The 21,468-nt window shown below is 72.2% G+C and carries 19 protein-coding genes; 12 read left to right on the top strand and 7 right to left on the bottom strand.

All coding sequences use genetic code 11. From position 1 onward, the window contains the following. Nucleotides 1-26 precede the first annotated feature (26 nt). The 7 genes from AC1DXT_RS18185 to AC1DXT_RS18215 all read right to left on the bottom strand — a co-directional run bounded on the left by AC1DXT_RS18185 (nucleotide 27) and on the right by AC1DXT_RS18215 (nucleotide 8,874). Entirely contained in the window at nucleotides 27-1,106 is a 1,080-nt protein-coding gene (locus AC1DXT_RS18185; protein WP_477062704.1) for a hypothetical protein, read from the bottom strand. A 258-nt stretch (nucleotides 1,107-1,364) separates the two neighbouring features. Next, nucleotides 1,365-2,948 carry a cellulase family glycosylhydrolase gene (locus AC1DXT_RS18190; RefSeq protein ID WP_477062705.1) on the bottom strand — a complete coding sequence of 528 codons (1,584 nt, stop codon included), beginning with the start codon at nucleotides 2,946-2,948 and terminating at the stop codon, nucleotides 1,365-1,367. Between the two features lie 32 nt (nucleotides 2,949-2,980). After that, nucleotides 2,981-3,832: a carbohydrate ABC transporter permease gene (locus tag AC1DXT_RS18195; RefSeq protein ID WP_477062706.1), complete on the bottom strand. Its 852-nt coding sequence runs from the start codon at nucleotides 3,830-3,832 to the stop codon at nucleotides 2,981-2,983. Continuing rightward, entirely contained in the window at nucleotides 3,822-4,757 is a 936-nt protein-coding gene (locus AC1DXT_RS18200; RefSeq protein ID WP_477062707.1) for a carbohydrate ABC transporter permease, read from the bottom strand. The genes AC1DXT_RS18195 and AC1DXT_RS18200 overlap by 11 nt, the downstream gene beginning before the upstream one ends. A gap of 51 nt (nucleotides 4,758-4,808) precedes the next feature. After that, nucleotides 4,809-6,065, bottom strand: coding sequence for an extracellular solute-binding protein (locus AC1DXT_RS18205; RefSeq protein WP_477062708.1), 1,257 nt, complete (start codon nucleotides 6,063-6,065; stop codon nucleotides 4,809-4,811). A gap of 76 nt (nucleotides 6,066-6,141) precedes the next feature. Next, entirely contained in the window at nucleotides 6,142-7,359 is a 1,218-nt protein-coding gene (locus tag AC1DXT_RS18210; RefSeq protein ID WP_477062709.1) for an ROK family protein, read from the bottom strand. Nucleotides 7,360-7,791: 432 nt separating this feature from the next. Next, entirely contained in the window at nucleotides 7,792-8,874 is a 1,083-nt protein-coding gene (locus tag AC1DXT_RS18215; protein WP_477062710.1) for a winged helix DNA-binding domain-containing protein, read from the bottom strand. Nucleotides 8,875-8,947: 73 nt separating this feature from the next. Here AC1DXT_RS18215 and AC1DXT_RS18220 point away from each other — a divergent pair, with 73 nt between their 5' ends. The 12 genes from AC1DXT_RS18220 to AC1DXT_RS18275 all read left to right on the top strand — a co-directional run bounded on the left by AC1DXT_RS18220 (nucleotide 8,948) and on the right by AC1DXT_RS18275 (nucleotide 21,465). After that, complete coding sequence (locus AC1DXT_RS18220) at nucleotides 8,948-9,361, top strand: VOC family protein (protein WP_477062711.1); 414 nt, start codon at nucleotides 8,948-8,950, stop codon at nucleotides 9,359-9,361. Then, on the top strand, nucleotides 9,358-10,551 hold the full coding sequence (locus AC1DXT_RS18225) for a flavin-containing monooxygenase (protein ID WP_477062712.1): 1,194 nt from the start codon (nucleotides 9,358-9,360) through the stop codon (nucleotides 10,549-10,551). The genes AC1DXT_RS18220 and AC1DXT_RS18225 overlap by 4 nt, the downstream gene beginning before the upstream one ends. A 43-nt stretch (nucleotides 10,552-10,594) precedes the next feature. Continuing rightward, nucleotides 10,595-11,209: an SGNH/GDSL hydrolase family protein gene (locus tag AC1DXT_RS18230; protein ID WP_477062713.1), complete on the top strand. Its 615-nt coding sequence runs from the start codon at nucleotides 10,595-10,597 to the stop codon at nucleotides 11,207-11,209. 391 nt (nucleotides 11,210-11,600) lie between these two features. After that, nucleotides 11,601-12,536 (top strand): cysteine synthase A, encoded by a 936-nt coding sequence (gene cysK / locus AC1DXT_RS18235; protein ID WP_477062714.1) that lies wholly within the window; start codon nucleotides 11,601-11,603, stop codon nucleotides 12,534-12,536. 41 nt (nucleotides 12,537-12,577) lie between these two features. After that, nucleotides 12,578-13,162: a serine O-acetyltransferase EpsC gene (epsC, locus tag AC1DXT_RS18240; RefSeq protein WP_477062715.1), complete on the top strand. Its 585-nt coding sequence runs from the start codon at nucleotides 12,578-12,580 to the stop codon at nucleotides 13,160-13,162. Between the two features lie 82 nt (nucleotides 13,163-13,244). Beyond that, a complete protein-coding gene (locus tag AC1DXT_RS18245; protein WP_477062716.1) occupies nucleotides 13,245-14,288 on the top strand; it encodes an LLM class F420-dependent oxidoreductase in 1,044 nt (347 codons plus the stop codon). A gap of 452 nt (nucleotides 14,289-14,740) precedes the next feature. Next, complete coding sequence (locus AC1DXT_RS18250; protein ID WP_477062717.1) at nucleotides 14,741-15,571, top strand: ABC transporter ATP-binding protein; 831 nt, start codon at nucleotides 14,741-14,743, stop codon at nucleotides 15,569-15,571. Nucleotides 15,572-15,620: 49 nt separating this feature from the next. Further along, nucleotides 15,621-16,664 carry an aliphatic sulfonate ABC transporter substrate-binding protein gene (locus AC1DXT_RS18255; protein WP_477062718.1) on the top strand — a complete coding sequence of 348 codons (1,044 nt, stop codon included), beginning with the start codon at nucleotides 15,621-15,623 and terminating at the stop codon, nucleotides 16,662-16,664. A 58-nt stretch (nucleotides 16,665-16,722) separates the two neighbouring features. Continuing rightward, on the top strand, nucleotides 16,723-17,595 hold the full coding sequence (locus AC1DXT_RS18260; protein ID WP_477062719.1) for an ABC transporter permease: 873 nt from the start codon (nucleotides 16,723-16,725) through the stop codon (nucleotides 17,593-17,595). Continuing rightward, a complete protein-coding gene (gene acs, locus AC1DXT_RS18265; RefSeq protein WP_477062720.1) occupies nucleotides 17,592-19,649 on the top strand; it encodes an acetate--CoA ligase in 2,058 nt (685 codons plus the stop codon). The genes AC1DXT_RS18260 and acs overlap by 4 nt, the downstream gene beginning before the upstream one ends. Next, nucleotides 19,646-20,977 carry an O-acetylhomoserine aminocarboxypropyltransferase/cysteine synthase family protein gene (locus AC1DXT_RS18270; protein WP_477062721.1) on the top strand — a complete coding sequence of 444 codons (1,332 nt, stop codon included), beginning with the start codon at nucleotides 19,646-19,648 and terminating at the stop codon, nucleotides 20,975-20,977. The genes acs and AC1DXT_RS18270 overlap by 4 nt, the downstream gene beginning before the upstream one ends. Beyond that, complete coding sequence (locus AC1DXT_RS18275; RefSeq protein WP_175348613.1) at nucleotides 20,974-21,465, top strand: CoA-binding protein; 492 nt, start codon at nucleotides 20,974-20,976, stop codon at nucleotides 21,463-21,465. The genes AC1DXT_RS18270 and AC1DXT_RS18275 overlap by 4 nt, the downstream gene beginning before the upstream one ends. Nucleotides 21,466-21,468: the final 3 nt, after the last annotated feature.

The following is a 21,468-nucleotide window of genomic DNA, read 5'->3' on the forward strand; positions in this document are numbered from 1 at the left end:
ACCGGCCCTGCGGACGCAGCGTGCGCTCAGGACCCGGTGGCGCGTCGGTAGGAGTCTCCGTCGTGGCCGCCGGTGCGGCGCCACCGGCCGGTGACCGAGGGCGGGTCGCCGATCAGGACGCTCCCCCGCCAGGCGTAGGTCGTCGGCCAGCGGCGGAACACCGGCACCACAGTCGTCACCAGCCGCATCAGCCACGGCAGTGCGCCGGGCCGCCAGCGCTCCAGGTCGTCCAGGTCGACGCGGGCCTTGTCGCCTTCGCGGACTGCGGACCACCTGCCGCCCGTGATGCGGGCACCGTCGACCGTCACGTGCCAGCGGCCCTGCGCACGGTCCCGGTCAGCCATCGTGCGCAGGTCCAGCCACGGCACCAGCTGGACCTCGGCGGTGTGGTCGTCGCACACGGCCGTGACCGTCCCGCTGGTGACGCCGCCGAGCGTGGGCTGCTCCATGTCGTCGGGGTTGAGCTCGACGACCACGACGGACGCCGCGTACTTGATCAGGTGCCGGCGGTGCATCCGCGCACCCGGGAGCTGCCCGACCGCGGCGGTCCGTCCGTCGATGCGGACATGGGGCGGTGTCGCGGTGACCCGCACGAGGTCGAACGCGTTCATCCAGACCAGCAGGAGCGACGTCGGCCGCCGGATGCCGGCGCTCACCGGCGCCAGAAGACGCGCGCGGCGGCGCGGTACCCCGTCACGGTCGTCGACGCGGACCTCGACGAGGCGGCCGTCGACGTCGGTGAACCGGACCTCGGCGTCCACGCCGTCCTCGGCGACGGCCAGACGGGCCACGGCGAACTGGGTCACGTTCCACGACCGCGTGCCGCCGCCGATCTCGTAGCCGCGACGGTCGAGCCGCAGACCGGGCTGGAGGTAGTAGTCGACCGTGCGGTCCTCGCGTCGTGACAGGAACGCCAGCATGCCGGTGCCGTGCACGTCATCGTCGAACCACTGCAGCTCGACGCCGTCGTACACCGGGTCGTCGGCGAGCTCCGCGTTCAGCAGGGCGGCGAGCCGGTCGATGCGGAGAGTGAGGGGCGCGACGGGGGCGCCGGGCAGCTGCGGACCTGCCACCCGCTCCTCGGGTTCGGGCGCAGCTGAGCGCACCGGTGGCTCCTTCGTCGTCGTCGTCGCAGTGCTCGGAGCACCAGCGAACCGCCCACCACCCATCCGGACGAGAGCCGAAGGTCCCGCCGGCGGGTCGGCCGACTCGGCACGGTGCGATCCGCGGGCTCGACGACAGGGGGTGGGAGTGTCCGCAGACTCCCACCCCCTGCTCGCACTGCCGGAGGCACGGCAGTACGCCTCGTTCGAGGCCCCGACCAGCCAGGGCCTCGAGCGAGTCTGTAGGGGCTCCTTCCCCGGTCAGTGGATGGAGATCCGCCGCAACGAGCTGGCGTCACGGGTGGCTCGGACCCGCAGCACGTGCCGCCCCGCCGTGAGGAGCAGGTCCTCCCAGCGGCCCGGAGAAGCGGACGACCCCAGGCCGACTCCGTCCAGATCGACGTCGGGCACCGGACCGTCGGCCGTCACCACCACGGTGGCCCTGCGGCCCTCGTCGACGTGGATGTCGTAGGCCACCCACTCGCCCGCGTCGAGGTCCACGACCACGTCGTCCTCGACGGCGCCCGGCCGCCCGTCGATCAGGTCGAAGTGCAGGTCGGTGTCGGAGTCGTACCGCAGCGCGACACCGTCGTCCTCACGGAGCCCCGGCAAGGTCGTGCGCGCCCGCACGTGGTGCGACGTGCCCGGGCCGCGGAACGAGAAGCTCATCGCGGGCAGCTCGAGCGGCACGCGCCGCAGCAGCGCGTTGACGATGGTCGGCCGGTACGCGCAGGACTCCAGCCGGACCGCGTCGACCAGCCGGTCCAACGTCGACCACGCGTCGCCGGGCGTCGGCTTGCCGCCCTGACCTGCGGCGTAGGCGACCACGTCGGCCCAGCCGGTGGGAGGGGTGACCGAGAACGGGGACGTCACCGTGTCGAGCTTCTTCCAGGTCCAGAAGTTCCACGAGATCCGGTGGTCCTCGTAGAGCTGGAACGCCGTGGCGAGCCAGGCGGGGTTGTTCTCGCCACCCTCCCCCATGTACACGGGCAGCCCGAGGTCGCGTCCGGTGCGGACGAAGCGTTCGATGCTCGGGAAGTCGGGGGCGGACCAGTACTTGTGGAATTGCAGCATCGAGTTCGGGTCCCACACCTCGGTGAAGATGCTCCAGTTGGTCGACCAGTGGGTGCCCTCGTAGATGAGGAGGTGCGACCGGTCGACCTGCCTGACGGCGGCGGTCAGCTCGAGGTAGAGGTCGACCAGGCGGTCGGCGTAGAGGTCCTGCCACTGGTTCGGGAGCGGTTCGTTGAGCAGGTCGTACCCGGCTACGGCCGTCTCGTCGGCGTACCGGGTGGCGATGGCCCGCCACAGGTCGACGGTCCATGCCCAATAGCGGTCGTCCTCGAAGAGCTCGGGGCGGTTGTTCGGGGAGTCGTCGATGTTGGTCCCGGTCTGACCGCCGGGCGCGCCGTGCAGGTCGAGGATGACCCACAGGCCGTGCGCGCGGCACCAGGCGATGGTGCGGTCGACGTACTCGAAGGCCTCGTCGCGCAGGGCACCTTCGTCGTCGAGCATGAGCCGGGAGTTGATGGGAAGACGGACGTGGTCGAAGCCCTCGCCGGCGATCCTCGCGATGTCGGCCTCCGTGACGAACGCGTCGCGGAAGCGCACCCAGAACTCTCCCGCCCTGTCGGGGCCGACGAGGGCGCGCACCAGCGCCTCGATCTCGCGCGGCGACTGCGGGCCGCCGTCGAAGCCCCACATGTACCCCTCGGGCAGGAGCCACGTTCCCAGCCCGATCCCCCGCAGCAGGAGCGGCCGGCCGGCGCCGTCGACGAGCGCGCCGTCGTGGGCGTGGACGAACCCGTCGTAGGTGGCCGGCCCGCGTCGGGTGGGCGTGGTCATGGGGGTCCTCCCGGACGGCGTGGTGGGGGCGCTCACTTGAGCCCCGACAAGGTGAAGCCCTGCACGATGTAGCGCTGGAAGACGACGAACACCACGAGGATCGGCACGACCATCACGGCGGCGCCCGCCATCTGCAGGGACGGGTTGGTGGCGACCTGCTGGTTGAGCAGCGCCAGCCCGACGGACAGGGTGTATCGGGACTGGTCCCCGGCGATGACCAGCGGCCACAGGAAGCTGTTCCAGCCGGCGATGAAGGTCAGGACCGTCTGCACGGCGAGGATCGGGCCGGACATCGGGAGCACCAGGGACAGGAAGATCCGGATCTCTCCGGCGCCGTCGATCCGGGCCGCCTCGAGCACCTCGTCGGGGATGGTGGTCATGAACTGCCGAAACAGGAAGATGCTGAACGCGCTGACCAGGGTGGGCAGTGCGATGCCCACGAGGGTGTTGGTCAGGCCGACCCGCGCCAGGATCAGGTAGGTCGGGATCATCGTGACCTGGACGGGGATCATCATCGTGCTGAGCACCAGGGCGAACAGCAGGCCGCGGCCGCGGAACTGGAACTTGGCGAACGCGTACCCCGCCATCGCCATGAGCAGCAGCCCGACGAAGCCGATGGCCACCACGACCAGGGTGTTCACCAGGTAGCGCCCGAAGTCGAGGGTGGTGAACAGGTAGCGGACGAACTCGAGCGTCGGCTCGGCGGGGAGCAGCCGCGGCGGGTAGGCGACAGCCTCCGAGCGGGGCTTGAGCGCGCTGAAGATCATCCAGAAGAACGGCAGCGCGGTCGCCGCGGCACCGACGATCAGGACGAGGTTGGTGACGAGCCGGGACGGCTTCCGGGTCGTCCGCCGCGGTCGTACGGGTCGCGTGTCAGTGGTCATCGGAGCCCCGCAGGCGCAGCTGGACCACCGTGACGACCGCGATGATCACGAACAGGACGAGCGACCCGGCCGAGGCGAACCCGAACTGGTTGTACCGGAAGCCCTGCTCGTAGATGTACAGGGAGATCGAAGTCGTGGCGTCGTTCGGTCCGCCCTGGGTCAGCACGTAGGGCTCGTCGAAGAACTGCAGCCAGCTGATCACAGTGGTGACGGTCACGAAGAAGATCGCGAACCTCAGCAGCGGCACCGTGATGCGGCGGGTGCGCTGCAGCTCGGTGGCGCCGTCGAGCTGAGCGGCCTCGTCGTACTCGTGCGGGATCCCCTGCAAGGCCGCCAGGAAGATGATGATGTTCAGACCGGTGGCCCGCCAGACGGCGACGAGGCCGACGGAGAACCGCGCCCAGGTGGGGTCGGAGAGCCACGGGACGGGGCCGAGCCCGACCAGCGAGAGCAGGTAGTTCAGCAGCCCGAACTGGCTGTTGTAGAGGTAGCCCCAGACCAGCGCGACCGCCACGATCGCGGTGATCGCGGGGAGGAAGTAGAAGGCGCGCAACGTGCTGGCCAGCCGTCCGCCGCTGCGGTGCAGCAGCAGGGCGACCGCGAGCGACGCSACGACGATGACCGGCACCCCCACGACGGTGAACGCGCCGGTGGTGCGCAGCGCGTTCCAGAACTGCGGGTCGGCGAGCAGCCTGCGGTAGTTCTCCAGACCGACGAACGAGACGCTGGACGGGTCGGCCAAGCCGCTGATGTCCATGTCGGTGGTGCTGACCACCCCAGCCACCAGGATGGGCAGGACGGCGAACGCGACCAGCACGACCATCGCGGGTGCGACGAACGCGTAGGGGACCCAGCCGCCGCGGCGGCGGCGCGTCGGGCGTGGGACGGGTGGCGCTTGCAGGCGCGGTGGAGCGAGGACAGTCATGGTGGGCTCACCTCGGCGGTGGGGCCGGCCGTGCCGGCCCCACCGCGTCTGCTAGTAGTTCGACTGGATCTCGTCGGCCTTCGCGTAGAAGGCGTCGAGGGTGGACTGCTTGTCGGCGCCCGTGGTCGCGATCGCGGTGAGCGCGCTGGCCATCTCGTTGGCGACCAGGTCCCAGCCCGGGACCATCGGGACCGTCTGCGCGTCGTCGAGCTGCTCGACGTACACAGACAGCTGCTCGTCACCTCGGCCCGCGAGCTCGGTGAGCGCTGCGCTGCTCGTCGGGAGCTCGCCGACCGCGTCGTACCAGGCGACCTGGTTGTCGGGCTGGGCGAGGAAGTCGAGCAGCTGGGCGGCCTCGTCGGGGTGCGTGCTGGTCTTCCAGATGCCCAGGTTCGAGCCGGCGAACAGCGAGGTGCCGGTCTGGTCGGCCGGGAGGGTCGTCACCGACCACGACCCGTCGAGCTCCGGAGCGGCGTCGCGGATCGCCTTGGCCAGGTACGGGCCGGAGACGACCATCGGCGTGGCGCCCGAGACGAAGCCCTGCGTCTGGTCCCAGTCGGTGGCGGTCGGCGCCGAGCCGTCCTCGAAGAAGCCGAGCCAGTGGTCGGCAGCCGCGGCGAACTCGGGCGACTGGAAGTCCACCGCGCCGTCGGCGTCGACGACGTCACCGCCGGCCTGCCACGTGTACTGGACGGGCAGCGTGTTGTCCCAGAGCGGGATGTAGTAGCCGAACTGGCCCTCGCCGCGCTGGGCGAGCTCCTTCGCCACCGACCGCATGTCGTCCCACGTCGTGGGCGCCGCGTCGTGGCCGGCCTCGGCCAGGATGTCCGACCGGTAGAAGAGCACCCGGGTGTCCGACACCCAGGGCACCGAGAGCGCGATCCCGTCCGTGCTCAGGTTCTCCGGTGACACGGCGTCCGGGAAGTTCGAGGGAGCCAGGGCGGGGTGCTCGGCCAGGACGTCGGTGAGGTCGGCGAGCACGCCGGCGTCGGCGAAGGTGGGCAGCAGGGACAGCCCGATCTGCACGACGTCCGGCCCGTCGCCGGACGCGACCGCGGTCGTGAGCTTGTCGTTCACGTTCTCCCACGGGATGGCGTCCACCTGCAGCTTGATACCGGTGTCCTCCGTGAACGCCGCCGTCAGGTCCGTGAAGGCGGGCCCGGCGTCGCCCATGACCCAGACCTTCAGGGTGGCCGAGCCGCCGTCCTCGACGGCCTCCGCCGGGTCGCCGCCTGTGCAGGCGGCCATGGTGAGCACCAGCGCGGCGCTGGACAGCGCAGCCGTGGTGGTCCCGAGTAGTCTCCTCATCGAGCTATCTCCTCTTGGTAGGGGTGGTTCTCTCCAAGGAACCGGGGCCGTCCTAGCCGATCGCCCCGGTTCCGACTCACCGGACCGCTGCGCGCTCCCGCACTCGCGGCCGGTCGATGAATGCCTGCAGCGGCATCAGCGCCGCGCCGAGAGCGACCGAGTCGCCCTCGAACCGGCACAGCTCGATGGTGAACTGACCGCCCGGCCGGTCGAGGCTGAGGCGCCGGACCCGTGCGGTCAGGTCGTCGCGACGGGCGGGCAGCAGCCGCAGCCCGACCCAGCCGCCGAGCACGATCCGTTCCGGGTTCAGCAGGTTGACGAGGTTCGCCAGGGCCGTGGCCAGCACGTCGAGCGTCTCGTCGACCACCATCGCTGCATCCGCGTCGCCGGCATCGGCGGCCGCGACGAGCGCGCTCAGAGCCCGCCATCCCTCGCCGGTCTCGCTCGCGCCGGTCGCGCGCCAACGCTCGAGGATCGCGTGCGCCCCGACGTACGCCTCGAGGCACCCCCGTGCACCGCACCGGCACTCCGGCCCGTTGCCCAGGCCCAGCTTGGTGTGGCCCCACTCCCCCGCGGACCCGAGCGCACCACGCACCAGGCGGCCGCCGCAGACGACCCCCAGGCCGATGCCCCGTCCGAGCAGCCCGACCACCGCGTCGTCCGCACCACGCGCGGCACCGAACCACAGCTCGGCCACCGCCAGCGCGTTGGCACCGTTGTCGGCGAAGACCTCCAGGCCGGGTGCGGAGACGAGGTCCGCGACCCGGGTCGGCGTCCAGCCCAGGCTCTGCGCGTACAGGGTCGGGTCCGCCGCGGCACCGCGCGCCGGGCCGACGACACCCGGCAGACCGACGCCCAGACCGACCAGCGTCGCCTCGACCTGGGGGTTGCGTTCCCGGACGGCCGCCACAGCATCGGCGAGCGCTGCGGAGATCTGCGCCGGGTCCGCGGTGGACGCCGGGGCCTCCCGGAACTCGCGGTCCAGCCGGGTCATCGACAGGTCGAACAGCTCGACCGCGACGCCACGCTCGCCGACGTCGGCACCCAGCATGTGCGCGCCGGCGGCCCGCAGCGCCAACCGCGCGATCGGGCGGCCTCCCTCGGAGGGCACCGAACCGATCTCCTCGACGACCCCGTCGTCGATCAGCTCGTTCACCACGTTCGTGACGGTCGCCGGGGAGAGCTCACAGTCGGCGGCAAGCGTCGCCCGGGTCGTCTCGCCGGACAGGACCAGCGTGCGCAGAACCTTGGTCCGGTTCTGCTGCCGCAGGTCGCGCGTCGTCGCCACCGTCATGAAGCCTCCTTACTTCACGACTTAGATTAAGAAGGAAATGTTGTGGCGTCCAGTGCCCTCAGATCACGATGTGGTCACGGCCGCCGTGCACGGATCAGGTGCTGTCCGGGGTTCTCGCACGGTCGCGAGCCATGGGGCGGCGGATGACAACGACCCCGGTGCTGCTCCGCGACTCTCGTCGCGGGCTGCACCGGGGCCGCATGTCCGTCAGCACCTGTTGGCCTTCGCCCACCGCGCCCGCTTGTCCTTGTTGCGCGCGGCTTGAACCGCCCCCAGCGCCATTGGGGGCTGTCGAAGATCAGCCACCCGGACTGTGGCCGTCCATCGCTCTCGTAGCGACGCGTTCCACATCCGGGCCGATCCTTCGTGATGGGATGCTGACACCATCACGCAGACCGGGAGATCCAAAGTTGAACTATACACACTCTCTGGTCAGCTGTCTAGTTCGACCCTGACCGGGACGCCGGCGAACGCCGCCAGCCGGTCGAACGAGGCCCGCACCGCGTGCTTCTGCGCGTCGTCGAGGGCGACGGCGAGGTGCGGCTCGGCGACGATCTCACCACGCTCCACCACCCGCCGCCACCAGCCGACGACCTGGCTGTCGAGCACCAGCGGCTGGATCACCTGGTTCGTGTTCGCCGGGGCGATGACCCGGTCGGCGATGTTCAGGGCGGACCGGCCCTCGGTGTAGGCGACCCCGTACTCGTCGTATCCCTGCAGGACGTGGACGGTGGGCGACGGGTCGCGACGCGGTGCCTCCCCCGGCGCGAACCAGTGCGCGATCCCGTCGACGTCGACGGACGTGAGCGACTCCTCCACCAGCGACAGCCCGCGCCGGACCTGGGTGAGCGTCAGACTCGCCCACCAGGAGAAGTCCTTGACCGTGGCCGGCCCGTGGCTGACGAAGTACCGGAGCGTCAGCTCGGCGAGCGCCTCGTCCGGGTCGAGCGGCGGCGTGAGCGGCACGCGCTCGTCGAGGAGCGCGTAGGTGCGCTGCTTGCCGCGCAGGACGCCGCTGACCACGACAGCGGCGAGCTCCGCGGCCATCAGGAGGTACGCCAGGCGGGTGCCGCTCGCCTCGATGCCTGCACGCGCGAGCGCGTCCTGCACCTCGGCGCGCGTGAGGTGGTTGCCGCCCTGCACCGCCTCGGCGACGACGGCCGTCGCCCGGTCCACGAGCTCCTCGTCGATCCCCGCCTGCCGCTCGTAGTAGCGGCTGAGCTGACGCACCCGAGGCCCGGTGAGCGCCTGGATCCAGCGGACGTCCTCGGGCGCGACGAAGTGCCACGTCGGGCGCAGGGCGTGCGTGCGCAGGATCGCCCCGGAGTCGAGGAGGGCCTGCACCGCGGCGTCGTCGGCACCGCTGGTCCGCTGGCCCAGCGACCACCTCGCCATCGCGTACTCCTGCGACTGGGCGGCGCCGAGGTGCCGGACGACGGCGGCGGGACCGGGGAGCGGCGGACCGGACAGGTGCTGGTTGTGCAGCCGTCGGTGTGCGACCTCGAGGCGGTCCATGGCTGTCGATCTTCTGCGTGTGGGCGGACGGTGGCAAGGTGGTCGAATCCGGACACAGTCGAAGGAGACCCCCATGGCGACGCACCTGAACCCGTACCTCAGCTTCCGCGACACCGCCCGGGAGGCGATGGAGTTCTACCAGTCCGTGTTCGGTGGCGAGCTGAGCACGAGCACGTTCGGGGAGTACGGAGCGAGCGAGGACCCGACCGAGGCGGACAAGCTGATGCACGCGAACCTCACGACGCCCGGCGGGATGGTGCTCATGGGCGCCGACACCCCCAACGCGATGGAGCTCGCGAGCGCCAGCAGCATCTCCTGCTCGCTCAGCGGGGAGGACCTCGCCGAGCTGCAGGGCTACTGGGACGGCCTCAGCGCGGGTGGGACCGTGACCGTGCCGTTCGAGCAGGCACCGTGGGGTGACACGTTCGGGATGTGCACCGACAAGTACGGCGTCGACTGGATGGTGAACGTGACCGCGACCCAGTGAGCATCGACTGTGTCGTCGTCGGGGCCGGTCCCGCCGGCCTCGCGGCGAGCGCCGCCCTGACGGCCCGCGGCATCGAGCACGAGGTGCTCGAGAAGTCACGGGTGGGCGAGTCGTGGCGGTCCCGCTGGGACTCGTTCCGGCTGAACACGCCCGGCTTCCTCAACCCGATGCTCGGCCCGGCGCAGGACGACGAGTACACGCCGCGCGACGAGGTCGTCCGCCGGCTCGAGGCGCTGGCCTCCTCGGGCCCCGTCCGGACGGGCGTCGCGGTCACGGCGCTCGCGCCGCGGCTCGACGGACTCGCGCTGGAGACCTCGGACGGACCCGTGCACGCGCGGGCGGTGGTCGTCGCGACCGGCGCGGAGAACGTCCCGCGGGTGCCGGCGTTCGCGACGCACCTGCCGGTGGTCCAGCAGACGACCACCACGTACCGCTCCCCCGCCGGCCTTCCGACGGGGACCGTGCTGGTGGTCGGCAGCGGCCAGTCGGGTGTGCAGGTGGTCCGTGACCTGACGGCGGCGGGTCGTCGCGTGCTGCTCGCCACGTCGCCGGTGGGACGGCTCCCGTCGCCCTACCGCGGCCGGCCGATGATCGCGTGGCTCGCGACGGCCGGGTTCTTCGACCAGCGGACCGCCGACGTGCCCGAGGAGCTGCGGCGTCTGCCGAACCCGCTCGTCGTCCCGGGCGGTGAGCCGGGGCCGGACCTGCGCCGGATGGCCCGCGAAGGGCTCCCGCTGCTGGGCCGGATCACCGGCGTCGAGGGCGGTCGGCTGCAGGTCGACAGCTCCGTCCGCGGGAACATCGCCGCCGGTGAGGCCTTCGCCGAGCGGGCACGCGCTCTCGTCGACGACGCGATCGACCGACTGGGCCTGGGCGCTCCCCCGGCAGACGCCGAGGACGCCGACACCTCCTACCCCGTGCGGGAGGGCGCGGAGCTGGACCTGCAGGACGAGGACGTGACCAGCATCGTCTGGTGCACCGGCATGCGCGGCAGCCACGCGTGGCTCCCTGCCGAGCTCCTCGACGCCCGTGGAGTCCCCCGCCAGCTCGACGGTGCGGCCGAGCTGCCGGGCCTGTGGTTCCTGGGACTGCGGTGGATGCGTCGACGCGGGTCGTCCAACTTCGAGGGCATGCCGGCCGACGCCGCCGCCGTCGCTGACGCGGTGGGGACGCACCTGTCCGCGCGCTGACGGACGCCTCACCGCGCACCGCGGACGTGATGAGGTGTCCCCCGTGACCTTCCTGCAGACTCACGACCGCGTCCTGCTCACCGGCGACTCCGTGACCGACTGGGGTCGCGACCGCACGGACCCGACGAGCCTCGGGCACGGCTACGCGGGCATCGTGGCGGCGCTCGCAGGAGCTCGTCGGCCGGACCTCGACCTCACGTTCCTCAACCGCGGCGTGGGCGGCGACACCTCGGCGATGCTGCGGGCGCGCTGGGACCAGGACGCGGTGGCCCTGGAGCCCACCGTGGTGTCGGTGCTGATCGGCATCAACGACACCTGGCGCCGGTACGACGCGGGCACGGCGACCTCGACCGACGAGTACGAGGACAACCTCCGCGCGCTCGTCGAGACGGTGGATCGTCTCGTCCTCATCGAGCCCTTCGTCGTGCCGGTCACCCCTGCGCAGCACGCGTGGCGCGAGGACCTGGACCCGCGCATCGGTGTGGTGCGGCGGGTGGCCGCCGAGCGTCGCGCGGTGCTCGTGCCGGCCGACGGGCTGTTCGCGGCGGCGGCGGCGCGGACGGGCGCCGAGACGTGGGCGTCCGACGGCGTGCACCCGACGCCCGCGGGGCACGGGCTGCTCGCGGAGGCGTGGCTCGCGGCGGTGGGGCTCGCCTGAGTCGTCCGCCTGGTGGGGACTCTTTGCGCGCGCGCCGACGTTGACGCTAGCGTCGTGGCCGATTGCGGTTCCGCATCCGCGGGACGCGACCGACCGAACGGTCTCGGAGGACGAAGCGATGCGCGTGCACACTGCCGCTCCCGCCGTCCTCGGGCGTGCCTGCGTGGCGCTGCCCTGTTGTCGCTGTCTGTAGAGCGCTGGCTGCTCTTCTGCGCGAGGATCCCCTGACCGGGGACCGTCTCCCGCGCCAGCGCTCGCCCCGCCCCGGTCCGGACATCCCCTGCTGATCCGTGCCGGCCGACCGGCGCCCACGCGCGCCGGAACCCCGACGCATCGCTAGTCAGTCCCCCACCGCTGCCGGCACCCCGGCAGCCTCGACCGAAGAGGAACCATGGCACGCATCTACGACGACGCGACGGCGCTCATCGGCAACACCCCGCTGGTCCGCATCAACAAGATCACCGACGGGGCCCCCGCCACCGTCGTCGGCAAGCTCGAGTTCTATAACCCGGCCAACTCCGTGAAGGACCGCATCGGCGTCGCGATCATCAACGCTGCCGAGGCGTCCGGCGAGCTCAAGCCCGGCGGCACGATCGTGGAGGCCACCAGCGGCAACACCGGCATCGCGCTGGCGTTCGTGGGCGCGGCCCGCGGCTACAACGTCGTCCTGACCATGCCGGAGACCATGTCCAAGGAGCGCAAGCTCCTGCTGCGCGCGTTCGGCGCCGAGCTCATCCTCACCCCGGGCTCCGAGGGCATGCGGGGCGCGGTCAACCGGGCCGACGAGATCGTCAAGGAGCGCGAGGGCGCCATCCTGGCCCGCCAGTTCGCCAACGAGGCCAACCCCGAGATCCACCGCACCACGACCGCCGAGGAGATCTGGGCGGACACCGACGGTGAGATCGACATCCTCGTCGCGGGCATCGGCACCGGCGGCACCATCACGGGCGTCGGCCAGGTGCTGAAGGCCCGCAAGCCCGGCGTGAAGATCGTCGGCGTGGAGCCGGCCGAGTCGCCGATCCTCAACGGTGGCGCGCCCGGCCCGCACAAGATCCAGGGCATCGGCGCCAACTTCGTGCCCGAGATCCTCGACACGACGGTCTACGACGAGATCATCGACGTCGACGCCGAGACGGCCGTGAAGGTCGCCCGCCGCGCCGCGGCCGAGGAGGGCCTGCTGGTCGGCATCTCGTCCGGCGCCGCCCTGCACGCCGCGACGCTCCTGGCCAAGCGCCCGGAGAACGCCGGCAAGCTCATCGTCGCGATCATCCCGTCGTTCGGCGAGCGCTACCTGTCGACCGTGCTCTACGCGGACCTCGTCGACTGAGCCCGGTCCCCGTACACCCCCACCGACAGGACGAAGGCACCGTGTCCGACCACCTGCACTTCCTCGCCACCCTGAGGGAAGACCTCGAGGCAGCCCGGCACCGCGACCCCGCGGCCCGGTCCCTCGCCGAGGTCGCCCTCGGGTACCCGGGGGTGCACGCGGTGTGGGTGTACCGGCTGGCGCACAGGATGTGGCACCAGCCTGGCCTGCGGCTGCCCGCGCGACTGATCTCCCAGCTCGCGCGGGCGGCCACCGGCATCGAGATCCACCCCGGTGCACGTCTGGGCCGGCGGCTCTTCATCGACCACGGCATGGGCGTCGTCATCGGCGAGACCGCCGAGGTCGGCGACGACGTGGTCCTCTTCCACGGCTCCACGCTGGGCGGCAAGTCGATGCGGCACGGCAAGCGGCACCCGACGGTCGGCGACAACGTGGTCGTCGGGGCCGGCGCCAAGATCCTCGGCCCGGTGTGGATCGGCGACGGTGCGCAGGTCGGCGCGAACGCCGTCGTGATCCACGACGTCCCCGCCGGGGCGATCGCAGTCGGCGTGCCTGCGACGATCCGGCTGCGGCCCGCTGCCGCGCCGTTCGACGTCGAGATCGACGACCCGGCGATCTACATCTGAGAGCATCCCACCCCGGTGATACCCGGGGTAGCAGGTAGCCTGGCGCGGGCGTCGACGGCGACGCCGGACCGGAGGACTGACGATGCGGCTGGGCTACCACACGGGCTACTGGTCGGCGGGTCCCCCGCCGGGTGCGCAGGAGGCCGTCCTCGGCGCCGAGCAGCTCGGGTTCGACTCCGTCTGGACCGCCGAGGCCTACGGATCCGACGCGCTCACCCCGCTCGCGTGGTGGGGCTCGCGCACGTCCCGGATCCGGCTGGGCACGGCGATCGCGCAGATCTCCGCCCGCACCCCGACGGCCGCCGCGATGGCCGCCCTCACGCTCGACCACCTCTCCGGCGGTCGCTTCGTGCTGGGGCTCGGCGCCTCCGGGCCACAGGTGGTGGAGGGCTGGTACGGGCAGCCGTACCCGCGCCCGCTCGCCCGCACGCGCGAGTACGTCGCGATCGTGCGGCAGGTGCTGGCGCGCGAGGCGCCGGTGACGTTCGACGGGCAGTTCTACCGGCTCCCGCTGGGTCCCGACGAGGGTTCGGGCCTGGGCAAGGCACTGCGCTCGACGGTGCACCCGCTGCGCGCCGACCTGCCGATCCACCTGGCGGCCGAGGGACCGAAGAACATCGCGATGTCGGCGGAGATCGCCGACGGCTGGCTGCCGCTCTTCTACTCGCCGCGGATGGACGGCGAGTACCGGGAGCTGCTGGCCGAGGGCTTCGCGCAGCGCGCTCCGGAGCGGACCTCTGTGGACGCGTTCGAGGTGGTCGCCACCGTGCCGGTGGTGATCGGTGCCGACGTCGAGTCCGCCGCGGACAGCGTCCGCCCGTTCATCGCCCTCTACGCCGGCGGCATGGGGGCCAAGGGCGCCAACTTCCACCGCGCGGTCCTCGACCGGCTCGGGTACACCGAGGCCTGCGACGAGATCCAGGCCCACTACCTGGCCGGCGACCGCGCCCGTGCGACCGCCGCGGTGCCGCTCGAGCTCGTGCAGGACATCGCCCTGGTGGGCACCGTCGACGACATCCGCGCCCAGCTGCCCGCCTGGGAGGGCACGGCGATCACGACGATGCTCGTGCAGGCCGACCCGCGCACCCTGCCGGCGATCGCGGAGGCCCTGCGCCCGACGGCCTGACCCACTCGTCGACCCGCCCGCGACGCCCCCTCGGCGACGCGGGCGGTCGTGTGTGCGGGCGAGATCGTGGACTCGTCGTCAGTTCGTGGGTGCAGCGCCACGATCTGCTGCCCGACCCACGAGCTCGCGCACCGGGGGGCGCCGTTGCCGACACCCGTCGGGAACCGCTACTGTCGTGCCCACGTGGTGGATGAGCCGTCTCAGCATCTGGGAAATCCGGATCTCCCCACTCCAGAATCTTCTCGAGGAAGGAACGGACCGCCATGACCGCTCGTCCGTCCCTCCTCATGTGTTGTCGGTCCGCGTGCTGTTCCCCGCACCGCACCGGCTCCTGACGCCTCCCCTCGTCTCCCCCTCGGCCTGACCGAGGGATCGCCGGTGCCCGCCCCACGCGCGGCAGACCGGCCCCCCAGCCCGTCCCGATCGGCCGCGCCCGATCCCCAGGACCCCCCATGTCCCTGACCACGACTGCGACCGCGCACGTCGCCCACCCGGTGACCCTGCGCGACGTCCGCCGCACGTTCGACACGCCCACCGGTCCGCGCGCGGTGCTCGCCGGCGTCGACCTCGAGCTCGCCGCGGGCGAGATCGTCGCGCTCGTCGGGCCGTCGGGCTGCGGCAAGTCGACGCTCCTGCGCCAGGTGAGCGGCCTGGACACCCCCGACGCCGGCGACATCCTCATCGACGGGTCCCCCGTGCGCGGGACCGACCCCCGGACGGCCGTCGCGTTCCAGGAGCCGCGGCTCCTGCCGTGGCGCACCCTCACCCAGAACGTCACGCTCGGCCTGCCGGCGGGGACGTCCCGGGCGGACGGTGCCGGACGGGTGGCCGAGCTCCTCGAGCTGGTCGGCCTGACCGCCTCGGCCGGGCTGCGGCCACGGCAGGTGTCCGGCGGCATGGCGCAGCGGGCGTCGCTCGCCCGGGCGCTCGCCCGTAACCCCGGGGTCCTGCTGCTCGACGAGCCGTTCGGGGCGCTCGACGCGCTGACTCGGCTGCGCATGCAGGAGCTCCTGCTCGAGGTGCACGCCGCCGAGCCGGCCACCGTGCTCCTGGTGACGCACGACGTGGAGGAGGCCCTCTACCTGGCCGACCGCGTGGTGCTCCTGCGCACCCCGCAGCGCGACGAGACCAGCATCGCCCGCGTCATCGACGTGCCCGGGACGCGACCCCGCGATCGCGCCGACTCCACGTTCGCCGGTCTGCGCGCCGAGCTGCTCGAGGGCCTCGGCGTCCCGACCCACCACATCAGCCCCGCCGAGCAGGACAAGCACCACTCCATCTGACCCGCACCACCCACCCGACCCACCCCCGGGTCACCACTCAGGAGAGACGATGAGCATCCGCACCGCCGTGTCCGCCACCGCACTGGCCCTCGCGACCGCCCTGGCGCTCACCGGCTGCGTCGCCGGCGAGGACACCCCCGCCGTCGCGCCCGAGCCCGACTCCACCGCGTCGGCCGATGCCCCCGTCGAGTGGAGCGCCGACGTGCTCAACATCGACTTCGCGACCTACAACCCGCTGAGCCTGGTCATCAAGGACCAGGGCTGGCTCGAGGAGGCCCTGGGCGACGACGTCACGGTCAACTGGATCCAGTCCGCCGGGTCCAACAAGGCCAACGAGGCGCTCCGTGCGGGTGCCGTCGACGTGGGCTCGACGGCCGGGTCGGCCGCACTGCTGGCCCGCTCGAACGGCTCCCCGATCAAGACCATCGACATCTACTCCCAGCCGGAGTGGGCGGCGATCGTCGTGCCGAAGGGGTCCGACATCACCGACGTCAGCCAGCTGGCCGGCAAGTCCGTGGCCGCCACCAAGGGCACCGACCCGTACTTCTTCCTGCTGCAGTCGCTGGAGGAGGCCGGCGTGCCGCTGGACCAGGTCGAGGTGCAGAACCTGCAGCACGCCGACGGCAAGGCCGCGCTCGAGAACGGCTCCGTCGCCGCGTGGGCCGGGCTGGACCCGCTGATGGCCGCCAGCGAGGCGACCGCGGGCTCGACGCTCCTGTACCGGAACGTCGACTTCAACACCTACGGCTTCCTCAACGCGACCGAGTCGTTCCTCGGCAAGAGCCCCGACCTGGCCCAGCTGGTCGTCGCCACGTACGAGAAGGCCCGCGCGTACGCCCAGGAGAACCCCGAGGAGGTCGCGTCGATCCTCGCCGAGGTTGCCGCGATCGACCCCGCGGTGGCCACCAAGGTCATCTCCGAGCGCACCACCCTCAAGATCGACCCGGTCCCCGGAGACGCCCAGCGCAAGGTGCTCGCGGTCGTCGGGCCGATCTTCGTCGCGAACGGCGACGTGGCCACCCAGGACGCCGTCGACAAGGCGCTCGACGAGCTGTTCGAGCCGTCGTTCGCCGAGAACGCCGACCCGTCCTGACCCGCGCCTGCCGCCCCCGGGACTCTCGGGGGCGGCAGGGTCCCTCCCAGGAGCTGACATGACCGCACCGCCCGTCGTCGGCACGTCGACGCCGATCCTCGACCAAGACGGTCGCCCGCACCGCGCGTTCAACCCGTTCGACAACGGCTCGACCCGGCCGTCGTCGAAAGGTCCGCTCGCCCGCCGCGGCACGCGGACGGTGCTCGGCCTCCTGCTCCCGCTGGCCCTGCTCGCGCTCTGGCAGAGGGTCACCAGCGCCGGGATCGTCGCGCCGTACCAGCTCCCCAGCCCGGCCTCCGTGTGGAACGCGGCCGTGGACCTGGCCGAGCGCAACCTGCTCGCGCCCTACGTCGCGATCTCCACGCAGCGCGTGCTCATCGGGTTCGCGATCGGCAGCGCCGCCGGGCTCCTGCTCGGCGCGGTCGTCGGCCTGTCCCGCCTCGGCGACGCCCTGCTCGCCCCCACGCTCGGCGCCATCCGCGCCGTCCCGTCGCTCGCCTGGGTCCCCCTGCTCATCCTCTGGATGAAGATCGGCGAGGACTCCAAGATCACGCTCATCGCGATCGGCGCGTTCTTCCCCGTCTACACGACCGTCGCGGCCGCGCTCCGGCACGTCGACCCGCACCTCGTCGAGGTCGGCCGCGCGTACGGGCTGCGCGGCGTCCGGCTGTTCTCGAGCGTCCAGCTGCCCGCCGTGCTGCCGTCGGTGGTGTCCGGGCTGCGGCTCGCGCTCGCGCAGTCCTGGCTGTTCCTCGTCGCCGCCGAGCTGATCGCGTCCTCCATGGGCCTGGGCTTCCTGCTCATGGACTCCGGCAACAACGGACGTGTCGACCGGATCATCCTCGCGATCATCCTGCTGGCCCTGCTGGGCAAGCTGACCGACAGCCTCATCGGGCTGGCCGAGAAGTACCTGCTGAAGAGATGGGCATGACCTCCACGATCTCCACCCTGCAGACCGAGGCACGCACCTACGACCCCCCGCTCGACCTCGACGCCAACGTGGGACCGGAGGCGTTCGACCGCGCCGAGGCCGACCCGATCGCCTTCTGGGAGGACGCCGCGCGCCGGCTCGACTGGGTGACGCCGTGGCACACGCCCCTGGTCTGGTCGCCGCCGGTGGCCGACGCAGAGGGCGGGCTGACCGTGCCCGAGGCGCAGTGGTTCGTCGGCGGGCGCCTGAACGTGGCCGTCAACTGCGTGGACCGGCACGTCGACGCCGGGCGCGGCGACAAGGTGGCCCTGCACGTCGAGGGAGCGCCCGGCGACCGCCGCACGCTCACGTACGCGGACCTGCAGAGCGAGGTGTCCCGGGCGGCGAACGCGCTGACCGCCCTCGGCATCGGTCCCGGGGACCGCGTCGTCGTATACCTGCCGGTGCTCGCGGAGACCGTGATCGTCACGCTCGCGATCGCGCGGATCGGCGCCGTGCACTCCCTGGTGTTCGGTGGCTTCTCCGCGGAGGCCGTCCGGTTCCGGGTGCAGGACACGGGCGCCAAGCTGCTGGTCACCAGCGACGGGCAGTACCGCCGCGGGCAGGCCGTCGAGGTGAAGTCGACCGCCGACGAGGCCGTGGCCGGGCTGGACCACGTGGAGCACGTGCTGGTGGTCCGGCGGACCGGGCAGGACGTGCCGTGGACCGAGGGTCGCGACGTCTGGTGGCACGACGTCGTCGACACCGCGCCCGACGTGCACGAGGCGCAGGCGTTCGACGCCGAGCACCCGCTGTTCATCATCTACACCTCGGGCACCACCGGGCGCCCGAAGGGTCTGGTGCACACGTCCGGCGGGTACCTCACGCACGCCGCCTGGGCGCACTGGGCGCACTTCGACGCCAAGCCCGACGACGTCCACTGGTGCACCGCCGACCTCGCGTGGGTCACCGCGCACACCTACGAGATCTACGGCCCGCTGGCCAACGGGCTCACGCAGGTCATCTACGAGGGCACCCCCGACAGCCCCCACCGCGAGCGCCACCTCGAGATCATCGAGCGCTACGGCGTGACCACGTACTACACCGCGCCGACCCTCATCCGGACGTTCATGACCTGGTTCGGCGACGAGCTCACCGGCGGGCACGACCTGTCGAGCATCCGGCTGCTGGGCACGGTCGGCGAGGCGATCAACCCCGAGGCGTGGGTGTGGTTCCGCCGCACGTTCGGCGCCGACCGCGCACCTGTGGTGGACACCTGGTGGCAGTCCGAGACCGGTGCCGCGATGATCGCGCCGCTGCCCGGATCCACGGTGCTCAAGCCCGGGTCGGCGACGCGTCCGCTGCCGGGCATCTCGGCGAAGGTCGTCGACGACTCCGGCGTGGAGGTCGGCCCGGGCGAGGGCGGCCTGCTGGTCGTCGACCGACCGTGGCCCGGGATGGCCCGCACGATCTGGGGCGACCCGCAGCGGTACCTCGACGCGTACTGGCGGCGGTTCGCCGGGCACGGCGAGCACGGCGGGTACTTCCTGGCCGGCGACGGCGCGTCGTACGACGCCGACAGGTACATCTGGCTGCTCGGCCGGCTCGACGACGTGGTCAACGTCTCCGGGCACCGCCTCTCGACCATCGAGATCGAGTCCGCGCTCGTCGCCCACCCCGCGGTCGGCGAGGCCGGGGTCGCGGGCGTGCACGACGACGTCACCGGGCAGGCCGTCGCCGCCTTCGTCGTGCCCGCCGCACCGCCGGGTCCGGTCGACGACGTGGACGCCTGGCTGGCCGCCGGCGACGCGCTCCGCGAGGAGCTGCGCGGGCAGGTGGCCCACGAGATCGGGCCCGTCGCCAAGCCCAAGCACGTGCTCCTGGTGCCGGACCTGCCCAAGACGCGGTCGGGCAAGATCATGCGCCGGCTGCTGGCGCAGATCCTCGACGGCAGCGCGCCGGGCGACGTCACCTCCCTGCAGAACCCCTGGGCGGTCGACGAGATCGCCGCACTCACTGCACGGCGTACCGTGCTGCCAGCCGTCCGCACCAGCGCCTCCGAGGAGACCGCATGACCAGCCCCGACCACCGCTTCGGCTTCCGCACGCGGGCGCTGCACGCCGGCGGGATCCCCGACGCGACGACGGGTGCGCGCGCGGTGCCGATCTACCAGACGACGTCGTTCGTGTTCCAGGACACCGCCGACGCCGCCAACCTGTTCGCGCTGCAGAAGTACGGGAACATCTACTCCCGCATCGGCAACCCCACGGTCGCCGCGCTCGAGGAGCGGATCGCGTCGCTCGAGGGAGGGATCGGGGCGGTCGCCACGGCGTCGGGCATGTCCGCGGAGTTCATCACCTTCGCCGCGCTGGTGGGCGCCGGAGACCACATCGTCGCGTCGTCGCAGCTGTACGGCGGCACCGTGACCGCGCTCGACGTCACTCTGCGCCGGTTCGGCGTCGACACCACGTTCGTGCCCGGCACCGACCCGGCCGACTACGCCGCGGCGATCCGGCCCGAGACCAAGGTGCTGTACGCCGAGGTCATCGCCAACCCGTCCGGGGAGATCGCCGACCTGGCCGGGCTGGCCGAGGTCGCGCACGCCGCCGGGATCCCCTTCGTGGTCGACGCGACGCTGGCCACCCCGTACCTGGTGCGGCCGATCGAGCACGGCGCCGACATCGTCATCCACTCCGTCACCAAGTTCCTCGGCGGGCACGGCACCACGCTCGGCGGCATCGTCGTCGAGTCCGGCCGGTTCGACTGGGGCAGCGGCCGGTTCCCGCAGATGACCGAGCCGGTGGCGTCCTACGGCGGGGTCCGCTGGTGGGAGAACTTCGGCGAGTACGGGTTCCTCACCAAGCTCCGCTCCGAGCAGCTGCGGGACATCGGGCCGGCGCTCAGCCCGCAGTCCGCGTTCAACCTGCTCCAGGGTGTCGAGACGCTCCCCCAGCGCCTGGACGCGCACCTGGCGAACACCCGGGTGGTCGCCGAGTGGCTCGAGGCCGACCCCCGCGTCTCGTACGTCAACTGGGCCGGCCTGCCCAGCCACCCGCACCACGAGCGCGCGAACCACTACCTGCCGCTCGGCCCCGGCGCGGTGTTCGCGTTCGGGCTGCGCGCCACGGACGACAAGGACGGCCGCACCATCGGCCGCGCGTTCATCGAGGGCCTGCAGCTGGCCAGCCACCTGGCGAACGTGGGCGACGCGCGCACGCTGGTCATCCACCCCGGGTCCACCACGCACCAGCAGCTGAACGCCGAGCAGCTCGCCGCGGCCGGCGTTCCCGCCGACCTGGTGCGGATCAGCGTCGGGCTCGAGGACGCCGAGGACATCCTCTGGGACCTCGACCAGGCCCTCACGGCCGCCACCGGACGCACCCGGACGGGGGTGGCGGCATGAGCACCGGCACGCGCACCTGGCTGGGACCGAGCGCCCCCGAGCGCCTCGCGCTCCTGCACTCCACGAAGTCCATCGCGATCGTCGGCGCGTCGAACAACCCCGCGCGGGCGAGCTTCTTCGTCGCGACCTACCTGCTGTCGAGCTCCCCGTACGACGTGTACTTCGTCAACCCGCGCGCCGACGAGATCCTCGGCCGGCCGGTGTACCCGTCGCTCGAGTCACTGCCGGTGGTCCCCGACCTGGTGGACGTGTTCCGCCGCCACGACGACCTGCCGACGGTGCTCGACGAGACGATCGCCGTCGGCGCCAAGGCGCTCTGGCTGCAGCTCGGCTCGTGGCACGAGGACGTCGCCCGGCGCGGCGAGGCCGCGGGACTGACCGTCGTCATGGACCGCTGCGTGAAGATCGAGCACGCCCGGTTCCACGGCGGCCTGCACCTCGCCGGCTTCGACACCGGAGTGATCAGCTCCAAGCGCGCACTGGGCTGAGCT

It is taken from the genome of Cellulomonas sp. P1_G12_2, assembly GCF_056405535.1.

What these genes read in the sequence shown, in the direction of transcription:
- AC1DXT_RS18190 (WP_477062705.1), bottom strand. Translation starts at nt 2,948, where the DNA reads ATGACCACGCCCACCCGACGCGGGCCGGCCACCTACGACGGGTTCGTC.
- AC1DXT_RS18195 (WP_477062706.1), bottom strand. Translation starts at nt 3,832, where the DNA reads ATGACCACTGACACGCGACCCGTACGACCGCGGCGGACGACCCGGAAG.
- AC1DXT_RS18205 (WP_477062708.1), bottom strand. Translation starts at nt 6,065, where the DNA reads ATGAGGAGACTACTCGGGACCACCACGGCTGCGCTGTCCAGCGCCGCG.
- AC1DXT_RS18210 (WP_477062709.1), bottom strand. Translation starts at nt 7,359, where the DNA reads ATGACGGTGGCGACGACGCGCGACCTGCGGCAGCAGAACCGGACCAAG.
- AC1DXT_RS18215 (WP_477062710.1), bottom strand. Translation starts at nt 8,874, where the DNA reads ATGGACCGCCTCGAGGTCGCACACCGACGGCTGCACAACCAGCACCTG.
- AC1DXT_RS18220 (WP_477062711.1), top strand. Translation starts at nt 8,948, where the DNA reads ATGGCGACGCACCTGAACCCGTACCTCAGCTTCCGCGACACCGCCCGG.
- cysK (WP_477062714.1), top strand. Translation starts at nt 11,601, where the DNA reads ATGGCACGCATCTACGACGACGCGACGGCGCTCATCGGCAACACCCCG.
- AC1DXT_RS18245 (WP_477062716.1), top strand. Translation starts at nt 13,245, where the DNA reads ATGCGGCTGGGCTACCACACGGGCTACTGGTCGGCGGGTCCCCCGCCG.
- AC1DXT_RS18250 (WP_477062717.1), top strand. Translation starts at nt 14,741, where the DNA reads ATGTCCCTGACCACGACTGCGACCGCGCACGTCGCCCACCCGGTGACC.
- AC1DXT_RS18255 (WP_477062718.1), top strand. Translation starts at nt 15,621, where the DNA reads ATGAGCATCCGCACCGCCGTGTCCGCCACCGCACTGGCCCTCGCGACC.
- AC1DXT_RS18260 (WP_477062719.1), top strand. Translation starts at nt 16,723, where the DNA reads ATGACCGCACCGCCCGTCGTCGGCACGTCGACGCCGATCCTCGACCAA.
- acs (WP_477062720.1), top strand. Translation starts at nt 17,592, where the DNA reads ATGACCTCCACGATCTCCACCCTGCAGACCGAGGCACGCACCTACGAC.
- AC1DXT_RS18270 (WP_477062721.1), top strand. Translation starts at nt 19,646, where the DNA reads ATGACCAGCCCCGACCACCGCTTCGGCTTCCGCACGCGGGCGCTGCAC.
- AC1DXT_RS18275 (WP_175348613.1), top strand. Translation starts at nt 20,974, where the DNA reads ATGAGCACCGGCACGCGCACCTGGCTGGGACCGAGCGCCCCCGAGCGC.